This is a genomic window from Streptomyces mauvecolor, from assembly GCF_039532965.1.
Taxonomy (GTDB): domain Bacteria; phylum Actinomycetota; class Actinomycetes; order Streptomycetales; family Streptomycetaceae; genus Streptomyces; species Streptomyces violascens.
The window spans coordinates 130922-142662 of sequence record NZ_BAAASQ010000007.1 but is presented as its reverse complement, the minus strand read 5'-3'; the positions used below and the strand labels follow the sequence as shown (position 1 = coordinate 142662).

At 69.4% G+C, this 11741-nt stretch carries 11 protein-coding genes; 7 read left to right on the top strand and 4 right to left on the bottom strand.

Translation table 11 applies throughout. The annotated features are described in order from the left end of the window. Nucleotides 1-142 precede the first annotated feature (142 nt). The 7 genes from gap to pgi all read left to right on the top strand — a co-directional run bounded on the left by gap (nucleotide 143) and on the right by pgi (nucleotide 7157). A complete protein-coding gene (gene gap / locus ABD346_RS07490) occupies nucleotides 143-1153 on the top strand; it encodes a type I glyceraldehyde-3-phosphate dehydrogenase (protein ID WP_189961248.1) in 1011 nt (336 codons plus the stop codon). 119 nt (nucleotides 1154-1272) lie between these two features. Then, on the top strand, nucleotides 1273-2484 hold the full coding sequence (locus tag ABD346_RS07485) for a phosphoglycerate kinase (protein WP_344373225.1): 1212 nt from the start codon (nucleotides 1273-1275) through the stop codon (nucleotides 2482-2484). A 6-nt stretch (nucleotides 2485-2490) separates the two neighbouring features. Continuing rightward, nucleotides 2491-3267 carry a triose-phosphate isomerase gene (tpiA, locus tag ABD346_RS07480; RefSeq protein ID WP_344373224.1) on the top strand — a complete coding sequence of 259 codons (777 nt, stop codon included), beginning with the start codon at nucleotides 2491-2493 and terminating at the stop codon, nucleotides 3265-3267. Nucleotides 3268-3375: 108 nt separating this feature from the next. After that, the gene (gene secG, locus ABD346_RS07475; RefSeq protein ID WP_344373222.1) at nucleotides 3376-3609 is read left to right on the top strand and encodes a preprotein translocase subunit SecG; all 234 of its coding nucleotides are present in this window, start codon (nucleotides 3376-3378) and stop codon (nucleotides 3607-3609) included. Between the two features lie 113 nt (nucleotides 3610-3722). Continuing rightward, nucleotides 3723-4058 carry an RNA polymerase-binding protein RbpA gene (locus ABD346_RS07470; RefSeq protein WP_003976875.1) on the top strand — a complete coding sequence of 112 codons (336 nt, stop codon included), beginning with the start codon at nucleotides 3723-3725 and terminating at the stop codon, nucleotides 4056-4058. A 157-nt stretch (nucleotides 4059-4215) separates the two neighbouring features. After that, on the top strand, nucleotides 4216-5439 hold the full coding sequence (locus ABD346_RS07465; protein WP_344373220.1) for an MFS transporter: 1224 nt from the start codon (nucleotides 4216-4218) through the stop codon (nucleotides 5437-5439). Nucleotides 5440-5504: 65 nt separating this feature from the next. Further along, a complete protein-coding gene (gene pgi, locus ABD346_RS07460) occupies nucleotides 5505-7157 on the top strand; it encodes a glucose-6-phosphate isomerase (RefSeq protein ID WP_344373330.1) in 1653 nt (550 codons plus the stop codon). A gap of 93 nt (nucleotides 7158-7250) precedes the next feature. Here the strand turns inward: pgi and pgl are convergent, their stop codons facing one another. From pgl to tal, 4 genes are read right to left on the bottom strand one after another with little or no spacing between them, the layout of a single operon-like run. Beyond that, the gene (gene pgl / locus ABD346_RS07455) at nucleotides 7251-8033 is read right to left on the bottom strand and encodes a 6-phosphogluconolactonase (protein WP_344373218.1); all 783 of its coding nucleotides are present in this window, start codon (nucleotides 8031-8033) and stop codon (nucleotides 7251-7253) included. After that, on the bottom strand, nucleotides 8030-9076 hold the full coding sequence (gene opcA, locus ABD346_RS07450; protein WP_344373215.1) for a glucose-6-phosphate dehydrogenase assembly protein OpcA: 1047 nt from the start codon (nucleotides 9074-9076) through the stop codon (nucleotides 8030-8032). The genes pgl and opcA overlap by 4 nt, the downstream gene beginning before the upstream one ends. After that, nucleotides 9073-10596 (bottom strand): glucose-6-phosphate dehydrogenase, encoded by a 1524-nt coding sequence (zwf, locus tag ABD346_RS07445; protein ID WP_344373212.1) that lies wholly within the window; start codon nucleotides 10594-10596, stop codon nucleotides 9073-9075. The genes opcA and zwf overlap by 4 nt, the downstream gene beginning before the upstream one ends. 3 nt (nucleotides 10597-10599) lie before the next feature. Further along, nucleotides 10600-11718 (bottom strand): transaldolase, encoded by a 1119-nt coding sequence (tal, locus tag ABD346_RS07440; RefSeq protein WP_344373210.1) that lies wholly within the window; start codon nucleotides 11716-11718, stop codon nucleotides 10600-10602. Between the last annotated feature and the right edge of the window lie 23 nt (nucleotides 11719-11741).

The following is an 11741-nucleotide window of genomic DNA, read 5'->3' as shown; positions in this document are numbered from 1 at the left end:
CCGGGCGGCATATCGGAACCATCCGGGCGCGCTCGATGTCACCAGGGCCGCCCCGGGGAGGTAGGGTCGTAACCGGTCGGGGACATCCCATACAACTCGCCGGCGTCGAGAAACCCGGCGTACCTAACGAGGAGATCGGTTCGTGACGATCCGCGTAGGCATCAACGGCTTTGGCCGCATCGGGCGCAACTACTTCCGCGCGCTCCTTGAGCAGGGTGCTGACATCGAGATCGTGGCTGTCAACGACCTCGGTGACACCGCGACCACTGCGCACCTGCTGAAGTACGACACCATTCTGGGTCGTCTCAAGGCCGAGGTCACGCACACCGCCGACACCATCACGGTCGACGGCCACACCATCAAGGTTCTCTCCGAGCGCAACCCGGCCGACATCCCCTGGGGTCAGCTGGGCGTCGACATCGTCATCGAGTCGACCGGCATCTTCACCAAGAAGGCCGACGCCGAGAAGCACATCGCGGGCGGCGCCAAGAAGGTCCTCATCTCGGCTCCGGCCAAGGACGAGGACATCACCATCGTGATGGGCGTCAACCAGGACAAGTACGAGCCGGCGAACCACCACGTCATCTCCAACGCCTCCTGCACCACCAACTGTGTGGCGCCGATGGCCAAGGTTCTCGACGAGAACTTCGGCATCGTCAAGGGCCTGATGACGACGGTCCACGCGTACACCAACGACCAGCGCATCCTGGACTTCCCGCACTCGGACCTGCGCCGCGCCCGCGCCGCCGCCGAGAACATCATCCCGACCACGACCGGTGCCGCCAAGGCCACCGCTCTGGTCCTGCCGCAGCTCAAGGGCAAGCTCGACGGCATCGCGATGCGCGTGCCGGTCCCGACGGGTTCGGCCACCGACCTCGTCGTGGAGCTGCAGCGCGAGGTCACCAAGGACGAGGTCAACGCCGCGTTCAAGAAGGCCGCCGACGACGGCGACCTCAAGGGCATCCTGTTCTACACCGAGGACCCGATCGTGTCCTCGGACATCGTGAGCGACCCGGCTTCCTGCACCTTCGACTCCTCCCTGACCATGGTCCAGGACGGCAAGTCGGTGAAGATCCTGGGCTGGTACGACAACGAGTGGGGCTACTCCAACCGCCTCGTCGACCTGACCGTCTTCGTCGGCGGCCAGCTCTGACCTCGGTCCGGTAGGCACCTGATGTGAGCTACAGGGCTCGGGCAGCGCAATGACGCGCTGTACGGGCCCTGTCGCCTGTCCAGACCGTCCGTCACGTACCTCCCAAGGAGTCACCCTTTATGAAGACGATCGACGAACTTCTCGCCGAAGGGGTCGCCGGCAAGCGGGTATTCGTCCGCGCCGACCTCAACGTGCCGCTGGCAGAAGGCCTCATCACCGACGACGGCCGCATCCGCGCCGTGCTGCCCACCATCAAGGCGCTCGTCGCCGCCGACGCCAAGGTCGTCGTGGCCTCGCACCTGGGCCGCCCCAAGGGCGCCCCGGACCCGCAGTTCTCGCTCCTTCCCGCCGCCGAGCGGCTCGCCGAACTGCTCGGCGCCCCGGTCGCGTTCGCCCAGGACACCGTGGGCCCCGCCGCCCACGACGCGGTCAACGGGCTCCAGCCCGGCCAGGTCGCGGTCATCGAGAACCTGCGTTTCAACGCCGGTGAGACGGCCAAGGACGACACCGAGCGCGGCGAGTTCGCGGACCAGCTGGCCGCCCTCGCGGATGTGTACGTCGGCGACGGCTTCGGAGCCGTGCACCGTAAGCACGCCTCCGTCTTCGACCTCCCGGCGCGCCTGCCGCACTACGCCGGCTACCTCATCGCCACCGAGGTCGGCGTCCTCAAGAAGCTCACCGAGGACGTGAAGCGCCCCTACACCGTCGTCCTCGGCGGCGCCAAGGTCTCCGACAAGCTCGCCGTCATCGACGAGCTGCTCGGCAAGGCCGACCGCCTGCTCATCGGCGGCGGCATGGCGTACACCTTCCTGAAGGCCAAGGGGTACGAGGTCGGCATCTCCCTCCTTCAGGAGGACCAGATCCCGGTCGTCCTGGAGTACATGAAGCGCGCCGAGAAGAACGGCGTCGAGCTCGTGCTGCCCGTCGACATCCTGGTCTCCAAGGACTTCCCCGACCTGAAGACCAAGGCACCGGCCGACTTCGAGACCGTCGACGCGGACCGGATCCCCGCGGACAAGGAGGGCCTGGACATCGGCCCCAAGTCCCGTGAGCTGTTCGCCTCGAAGATCACCGACGCCGAGACCGTCTTCTGGAACGGCCCGGTCGGCGTCGCCGAGCACCCCGACTACGCCGGTGGCACCACCGCCATCGCGCAGGCCCTGCTCGACAGCAAGGGCTTCACCGTGGTCGGCGGCGGCGACTCCGCCGCGGCCGTCCGCAACCTGGGCTTCGACGAGTCGAAGTTCGGCCACATCTCGACCGGTGGCGGCGCGAGCCTCGAATACCTCGAGGGCAAGACGCTTCCCGGCCTCGCCGCACTGGAGGACTGAATACCTGTGAGCACCCGTACCCCGCTGATGGCGGGCAACTGGAAGATGAACCTCAACCACCTCGAGGCCATCGCGCACGTCCAGAAGCTCGCCTTCGCGCTCGCCGACAAGGACTACGAGGCCGTCGAGGTCGCCGTCCTGCCTCCCTTCGTCGACCTGCGCTCCGTGCAGACCCTCGTCGACGGCGACAAGCTCAAGATCAAGTACGGCGCCCAGGACATCTCGGCGCAGGACTCCGGTGCCTACACCGGCGAGATCTCGGGCCCGATGCTGTCCAAGCTGAAGTGCACCTACGTCGCCGTGGGCCACTCCGAGCGCCGTCAGTACCACGCCGAGACCGACGAGATCTGCAACGCCAAGGTCAAGGCCGCCTACAAGCACGGCCTGACCCCGATCCTCTGCATCGGCGAGGGCCTGGACATCCGCAAGGCCGGCCAGCAGGTCCCGTACACGCTGGCGCAGCTCGACGGCGGCCTCAAGGACATCCCGGCCGAGCAGGCCGAGTCCATCGTGATCGCGTACGAGCCCGTGTGGGCGATCGGCACCGGCGAGGTCGCCACCCCCGAGGACGCCCAGGAAGTGTGCGGAGCGATCCGCGGGCGCCTGGCCGAGCTGTACTCGCAGGAGCTCGCCGACAAGGTGCGCATCCAGTACGGCGGCTCGGTGAAGTCCGGGAACGTCGCCGCGATCATGGCCCAGCCCGACGTGGACGGTGCCCTGGTCGGCGGTGCCGCACTGGACGCCGACGAGTTCGTCAAGATCGTCCGCTTCCGCGACCAGTAAGTATGCGGTAGCGCGGATCCGTCGTACCCTTGCGGGGGCCGGGACAGGGATTGTGGAATGTCCCCCCGGCCCCCGTCGCCATATCAGTCCTAGGAAGTTGGTCCAGCCGTGATTGTCGGGTTCTCGATTGCCCTGATCGTCTTCAGCCTGCTGCTGATGCTGCTGGTGCTGATGCACAAGGGAAAGGGTGGCGGCCTCTCCGACATGTTCGGCGGTGGCATGCAGTCCTCCGTCGGCGGCTCCTCGGTCGCCGAGCGCAACCTCGACCGCATCACCATCGTGATCGGTCTGTGCTGGTTCGCGTGCATTGTCGTACTTGGTCTGCTGATGAAGCTCAAGTAAGCCGTCGTCGTTCGGCGTTTCGGGGGTGGGGTGTAACTCCAATCACTGGACGCGCGTTGGGCCTTACGTAGACTGGGGCATCTTCGAGCACCATCACGCAGGGAGTTACGACCGTGGCAAGTGGCAACGCGATCCGGGGAAGCCGGGTCGGAGCGGGGCCGATGGGGGAGGCTGAGCGCGGCGAGTCCGCGCCGCGCCTCCGCATCTCCTTCTGGTGCTCGAACGGGCACGAGACGCAGCCGAGCTTCGCCAGTGACGCACAGGTTCCGGAGACGTGGGACTGCCCGCGCTGCGGATTCCCCGCAGGACAGGACCGGGACAACCCGCCGGACCCGCCGCGCACCGAGCCGTACAAGACGCACCTGGCGTACGTACGGGAACGGCGCAGCGACGCGGACGGCGAGGCGATCCTCGCCGAGGCGCTCGCCAAGCTCCGGGGCGAGATCTGACAGTTGAAGGGCCCACAGGGTGAACTCGGTTCATCCGGAGGGCCCTTCGGTGCATCCGGGCCCGTGCGGGCCCGCCCCGACGGATGACAGCGCAGGCCGGCGGCCATTGTCAGTGGTGCCCTCTACCTTGTGAAGCAGCCGATCACGAGGGGGAGTTGTGGCAGCAGCGCAGGCCGTGGAGGGCGCGTCGCCGACGAAACCGGCCTGGCGCGGGGGCTTCGGCAGGCTGTGGACGGCGGCCGTCGTCAGCCGTTTCGGTGATTCCTTGCGCACCGCCGCGCTGCCTCTGCTCGCCACCACCCTCACCACCGATCCCTTCCTCATCGCGCTCGTCTCGGCCTGCGGCTATCTGCCGTGGCTGCTCTTCGGACTGCTCGGCGGGGCGATCGCCGACCGGGTGGACCAGCGCCGCGCCATGTGGGCCGTCGACCTGGTCCGGGGCGCCCTGGTCGCCGCCTTCGCCGTGGCCGTCGGCACCGGCCACGCCTCCGTGGGCCTGCTGATGGCGCTCGCCTTCGCGCTCACCACGCTGGGGACCCTCTTCGACAACGCGGCCACCGCCCTGCTGCCCTCGCTCGTGCCCAGCGGCGCGCTGGGCAGCGCGAACGCCCGGGTGATGACCGGGCAGCAGATAGCGGGGGGCTTCCTGGCGGTCCCGCTGGTCCCGGCGCTGCTCGCGGTCTCGGTCGCTGCGCCGTACGGGGTGGACGCCGCCAGCTACGTACTCGCCGCGGCCCTCGTCGCCTCGCTGCGGCCCCGTGCTCCACAGCGGGCGGCCAGGAAGGCGGGGTCCACGCTGCGGGCCGAGATAGGCGAAGGGCTGCGGACGCTCCGGGCGGACCGGGCGCTGCGCGGCCTGTGCGCGGCCACCACCGTGTGCAACATCGGCATGGGCGCCCTCATCGCCACGCTGGTCCTGCACATCACCGGCTGGCTGGGCGCCGGGCAGAGCGGCTATGCCGCGACCATCACGGCGTACGGGGCCGGGAGCGTGGCCGGCGGGCTGCTCGCGCAGCGGCTTGCGCGACGGCTCGGGCGGATAGGGAGCGTGCTGATCGCCGGGGCGGTCCAGGCCGGCTGCCTGGCGGCCATGGGCACGGTGTGCGCGCTCGGGGTGACGGTCGCCGCCATGGCGCTGTTCGGGGTGATGGGCATGGTGTGGAACGTCAACCTGACGACGCTGATGCAGGAGCGGTCGCCGGAGGCGATGCTGGGACGGGTGAGCGCGGCGTTCCGCACCCTTGCCGTGGCCGGCACCCCGCTGGGCGCGCTCGTGGGCGGTGCCGCGGCGGCGTCCTGGGGCCTCAACACCCCGGCCCTGCTGGCGTCCGGCTTGTTCGTGGCTGCCGTCGCCGCGCTGATTCCTGCCCGTGCGGCCTGATCAATTAGGTTGGAGGGGCAGCGGGGCAGGTACGCAAGTACGAGAAGAATGGGCTGATGTCGGAGATGAACGCAGGAAGCCGTACCAGGCTCAACCAGATGCCCGAGTGGATCGCACTGGGCAAGCACCGGGAGCAGTTGGGCGACACCCATCTGCGGGAGCTGTTCGCCGCCGAGCCCGGCCGGGGCACCGCATACACCCTGCAGGTCGGCGATCTCTATCTCGACTATTCCAAGCACCTGGTGACCGACGAGACCCTCGCGCTGCTTCGCGAGCTGGCCGCGGCCGCCGATGTCACCGGGCTGCGGGACGCCATGTTCCGCGGCGAGAAGATCAACACGACCGAGGACCGCGCCGTGCTGCACACCGCGCTGCGCGCCCCGCGCGACGCGGTGATCGAGGTCGACGGCGAGAACGTGGTGCCGGACGTGCACGACGTGCTCGACAAGATGGCCGCGTTCTCCGGGAAGATCCGCTCAGGCGAGTGGACCGGCCACACCGGCAGGCGCATCAAGAACATTGTCAACATCGGCATCGGCGGCTCCGACCTCGGTCCGGCGATGGCGTACGAGGTCCTGCGGTCGTTCACCGACCGGGAGTTGACGGTCCGTTTCGTGTCCAACGTGGACGGCGCCGACCTCCACGAGGCCGTGCGCGACCTGGACGCCGCCGAGACGCTGTTCATCATCGCGTCCAAGACGTTCACCACCATCGAGACCATCACCAACGCCACCTCGGCGCGCGACTGGCTGCTCACCGAGCTGAAGGCCGATCAGGACGCCGTCGCCAAGCACTTCGTGGCGCTGTCCACCAACGCCGACAAGGTCGCCGAGTTCGGCATCGACACGGCCAACATGTTCGGGTTCTGGGACTGGGTGGGCGGCCGCTACTCCTTCGACTCGGCCATCGGGCTCTCCCTCATGATCGCGGTGGGGGCGGACCGGTTCCGCGAGATGCTGGACGGCTTCCACCTGGTCGACGAGCACTTCCGTACGGCCCCCGCCGAGTCCAACGTGCCGTTGCTGCTCGGCCTGTTGGGCGTGTGGTACGGGGCGTTCTTCGACGCCCAGTCGCACGCGGTGCTGCCGTACTCGCACTACCTGTCCAAGTTCACCGCGTACCTCCAGCAGCTCGACATGGAGTCCAACGGCAAGTCCGTGGACCGCGACGGAAACCCGGTCGACTGGCAGACCGGTCCTGTCGTGTGGGGCACCCCGGGCACCAACGGGCAGCACGCGTACTACCAGTTGATCCACCAGGGCACGAAGGTCATCCCGGCCGACTTCATCGGTTTCGCCGAGCCGGTCGCCGACCTCCTGCCGGGCCTGGTCGCCCAGCACGACCTCCTGATGGCCAACTTCTTCGCCCAGACGCAGGCGCTGGCCTTCGGCAAGACGCCGGACGAGGTACGCGCGGAGGGCGTGGCCGAGGAGCTCGTGCCGCACAAGACGTTCAAGGGCAACCACCCCACCACCACGATCCTCGCCAAGGAGCTGACCCCCTCGGTCCTCGGCCAGCTGATCGCGCTGTACGAGCACAAGGTGTTCGTGCAGGGCGCCATCTGGAACATCGACTCGTTCGACCAGTGGGGCGTAGAGCTCGGCAAGGTGCTCGCCAAGCGCGTCGAGCCGGCGCTGACCGAGGGCGCGGACGTGCCGGGCCTGGACGAGTCCAGCAAGGCCCTGGTCGCCAAGTACCGCTCGCTGCGCGGCCGTTGAGAGGCTGAGGGCGCTCCGGGCGCCCGTAGAACACTCCGGCCCGGTCCACCCCCGAAGGGGCGGGCCGGGCCGGAGTGCTTCAGGCGGGCGGCGTCAGGGGGATGCCGGGGGGTACAGCGACCGCGGCAGCTGGGACGCGGCCGCCGCGTCCAGGAGCCACAGGGTGCGGGCCCGGCCGTAGGCGCCGGCCGCGGGGGCCTGCACCTCGCCCGCACCCGACAGGGCTATCGCCGCGGCGTGAGCCTTGTCCTCGCCGGCCGCGAGCAGCCAGACCTCACGCGCCGCCCGGATCGCCGGGAGCGTGAGCGAGATCCGGGTGGGCGGCGGCTTCGGCGCGCCGTGCACCCCGACGACCGTCCGCTCGGTCTCCCGCACCGCGGGCAACTCCGGGAACAGGGACGCCACATGGGTGTCCGGGCCGACGCCCAGCATGAGCACGTCGAACGTCGGAACCGGCCCGTGGTCCTCGGGGCCCGCGGCGTCCGCGAGCTCCGCCGCGTAGGCGGCCGCCGCCGCGTCCGCGTCCTGGCCGTACGCCCCGCCCGCGGCGGGCATCGCGTGCACCCGCTTCGGGTCGAGCGGCACCGCGTCGAGCAGCGCGGCACGCGCCTGCGTGTAGTTCCGCTCGGGGTCGTCCTCGGCGACGAAGCGCTCGTCGCCCCACCACAGGTCCAGGCGCGACCAGTCGATCGCGTCCCGGGCCGGCGACGAGGCAAGGGCCGTCAGCAGCCCGTTGCCGTTGCGGCCGCCCGTGAGGACGACGGATGCCGAACCGCGGGCGGCCTGGGCGTCCACGACCTTCGTGATCAGCCGGGCCGCGGCGGCCTGCGCCATCAGCTCCTTGTCGCGGTGGACGACGAGCTGGGGCGTGCTCACTTGGCCGCTGCCTTCTTGGCCGGCGCCGCCTTCTTCGCGGCAGCGGGAGCGGAAGCCGGCTTGTCGTCCGAACCCTCCGCGCCCTCCTTGGCGGCCGGTACGGCCTTGGCCTCGGCGCCCTCGCCGAGCCGGTCCACGCCGAACTTCAGCGCGGAGGCGTAGGTGTCGTCCGGGTCGAGGCGGCGCAGCTCCTCCGCGATGAGCTCGGAGGTCTCGCGGCGCTTGAGCGCCACCGCGCGGTCCGGCTGGCCCTGCACGGACAGCGTGGCCAGCGAGCCGTCCGCGCGGTCCAGGACGATCGGGCCGCCGTCCGTCTCCATGCGTACGGCGGTGAGGCCCGGGCCTGCCGACAGGGAGCGCTTGACCGGCACCTTCAGCCGGTCGGCGAGCCACATGCCGAGCAGTTCGCAGCTCGGGTTGAACTCCTCGCCCTCCACCTCGACGGAGGTCACCCTGCAGGCGATCTGGTCGAGAGCGGCGGCCAGCATCGAGCGCCACGGCGTGATGCGGGTCCACGACAGGTCGGTGTCGCCGGGGGTGTACGCCTCGGCGCGGGCGGTCAGCTCCTCTATGGGCTGCTCGGCCGCATAGGTGTCGGTCACGCGGCGCTGGGCGAGCGCGCCCAGCGGGTCCTGCGCCGGGTCGACCGGCGCGTTCACCGGCCACCAGACGACGACCGGCGCGTCCGGCAGGAGCAGCGGCAGGACCACCGACTGGGCGTGGTTGAGCACCTCGCCGTAGAGCCGGAGGATCACCGTCTCGCCGGTGCCCGCGTCCGCGCCGACCCGTACCTCGGCATCCAGGCGGGAGCTCGTGCGGTCGCGGGGCGAGCGCGAGACGCGCTTGATGACGACGAGGGTGCGCGAGGGGTGCTCGCGCGAGGCGTCGCTCGCGGCGCGCAGGGCGTCGTAGGCGTTCTCCTCGTCGGTGACGATGACGAGGGTGAGCACCATGCCGACGGCGGGCGTGCCGATGGCCCGGCGGCCCTGGACCAGCGCCTTGTTGATCTTGCTGGCCGTGGTGTCCGTAAGGTCGATCTTCATGGCCGACGCCAGCTCCGTCCGTCTCGTGCGAGCATTTCGTCCGCCTCGTCCGGACCCCATGTCCCCGAGGGGTACTGGGCGGGCTTGCCGTGCTTGTCCCAGTACTGCTCGATCGGGTCGAGGATCTTCCAGGACAGCTCGACCTCCTCCACGCGCGGGAAGAGGTTGGAGTCGCCCAGCAGGACGTCCAGGATGAGGCGTTCGTAGGCCTCGGGGCTCGACTCCGTGAAGGACTCGCCGTACGCGAAGTCCATGGAGACGTCCCGGACCTCCATCGAGGTGCCCGGCACCTTGGAGCCGAACCGCACGGTCACGCCCTCGTCCGGCTGCACCCGGATGACCAGGGCGTTCTGGCCCAGCTCCTCCGTGGCGGTGTGGTCGAAGGGGGAGTGCGGGGCGCGCTGGAAGACCACCGCGATCTCCGTGACGCGCCGGCCGAGCCGCTTGCCGGTGCGCAGGTAGAACGGGACGCCCGCCCAGCGGCGGTTGTCGATCCCCAGCTTGATCGCGGCGTAGGTGTCCGTCTTCGACTTGGGGTCGATGCCGTCTTCCTGGAGGTAGCCGACGGCCTTCTCGCCGCCCTGCCACCCGGCCGCGTACTGCGCGCGCACCGTGTCCTTGCCGAGGTCCTTGGGCAGCCGCACGGCGCCGAGCACCTTGGTCTTCTCGGCCGCGAGCGCGTCCGCGTCGAAGGAGGCGGGCTCCTCCATCGCGGTCAGCGCCATCAGCTGGAGCAGGTGGTTCTGGATGACGTCACGGGCCGCGCCGATGCCGTCGTAGTAGCCGGCCCGGCCGCCGATGCCGATGTCCTCGGCCATCGTGATCTGCACGTGGTCGACGTAGGAGCGGTTCCACAGCGGCTCGAACATGGTGTTCGCGAACCGCAGGGCCAGGATGTTCTGAACGGTCTCCTTGCCCAGGTAGTGGTCGATCCGGAAGACCTCGTTGGGCGGGAAGACCTCGTGCACGACCTGGTTGAGCTCCTTGGCGGAGACGAGGTCGTGGCCGAAGGGCTTCTCGATGACCGCGCGGCGCCAGGAGCCGTTCTTCTGGTCGGCGAGCCCGTGCTTCTTGAGCTGCTGGACGACCTTGGGGAAGAACTTCGGCGGCACGGACAGGTAGAAGGCGAAGTTGCCGCCCGTGCCCTGTGCCTTGTCGAGCTCCTGGATCGTCGACTTCAGCGTCTCGAAGGCGTCGTCGTCGTCGAAGTCGCCCTGGACGAAGCGCATCCCCTGGATGAGCTGCTGCCAGACCTCCTCGCGGAACGGCGTACGGGCGTGCGCCTTGACCGCGTCGTGGACCTCCTGCGCGAAGTCCTCGTCCTGCCACTCGCGGCGGGCGAAGCCGATCAGCGAAAAGCCCGGCGGAAGCAGACCCCGGTTGGCGAGGTCGTAGACGGCGGGCATCAACTTTTTACGGGACAAATCGCCCGTGACGCCAAAGATCACCAGGCCCGACGGCCCCGCGATGCGCGGGAGCCGTCGGTCTGCGGCGTCACGCAGCGGATTGCTGCTTGACAAGATTTACGCCTCCGAGGGTGCGAGGCGCTTGAGCTCCGCCTCGGTGGACTTGAGCAGGTCGTTCCAGGCGGCCTCGAACTTCTCGACGCCCTCGTCCTCGAGGAGCTGCACGACCTCGTCGTAGGAGATCCCCAGCTTCTCGACGGCGGCGAGCTCGGCGCGGGACTGCTCGTACGTGCCGGTCACCGTGTCGCCGGTGATCTGCCCGTGGTCGGCGGTCGCGTCGAGCGTGGCCTCCGGCATGGTGTTCACCGTGTTGGGCGCGACCAGGTCGTCCACGTACAGGGTGTCCTTGTACGCCTTGTCCTTGACGCCCGTCGAGGCCCACAGCGGGCGCTGCTTGTTGCCGTGCGCCTTGTCGAGGGCGGCCCAGCGGTCGGAGGAGAAGACCTCCTCGTACGCCTCGTAGGCGAGCCGCGCGTTGGCGAGACCGGCCTTGCCGCGGGCGGCCTTGGCCTCGTCCGTGCCGAGCGCGTCGATCCGCTTGTCGATCTCGGTGTCCACGCGGGACACGAAGAAGGACGCCACGGAGTGGATCTTCGACAGGTCCAGGCCGCGCTCCTTGGCCTTCTCCAGGCCGGTCAGGTAGGCGTCCATGACCTCGCGGTAGCGCTCGAGCGAGAAGATCAGCGTGACGTTGACGCTGATGCCGAGGCCGATGGTCTCGGCGATCGCCGGCAGACCCGCCTTGGTGGCCGGGATCTTGATGAGCGTGTTCGGCCGGTCCACCAGCCAGGCCAGCTGCTTGGCCTCGGCCACCGTCGCCCTGGTGTTGTGCGCCAGGCGCGGGTCGACCTCGATGGAGACCCGGCCGTCCTGGCCCTCACTCGCGTCGAAGACCGGGCGCAGGATGTCGGCGGCGTCCCTCACGTCAGCCGTCGTGATCATGCGGATGGCTTCTTCGACGGTGACCTTGCGGGCGGCGAGGTCGGTGAGCTGCTGCTCGTAACCGTCGCCGCTGCTGATCGCCTTCTGGAAGATCGACGGGTTGGTCGTGACGCCCACCACGTGCGACTGGTCGATCAGCTCGGCCAGGTTGCCGGACGTGATCCGCTTGCGCGACAGGTCGTCGAGCCAGATCGCGACGCCTTCGTCGGAGAGGCGCTTGAGTGCGTCTGTCATGAGAAATGCATCTCCTACTAGTT

Bases quoted from the DNA above. Each gene is read 5' to 3' on its own strand.
- tal (WP_344373210.1), bottom strand. From the start codon at position 11,718: ATGACAGACGCACTCAAGCGCCTCTCCGACGAAGGCGTCGCGATCTGG.
- pgi (WP_344373330.1), top strand. From the start codon at position 5,505: ATGAACGCAGGAAGCCGTACCAGGCTCAACCAGATGCCCGAGTGGATC.
- opcA (WP_344373215.1), bottom strand. From the start codon at position 9,076: ATGAAGATCGACCTTACGGACACCACGGCCAGCAAGATCAACAAGGCG.
- ABD346_RS07485 (WP_344373225.1), top strand. From the start codon at position 1,273: ATGAAGACGATCGACGAACTTCTCGCCGAAGGGGTCGCCGGCAAGCGG.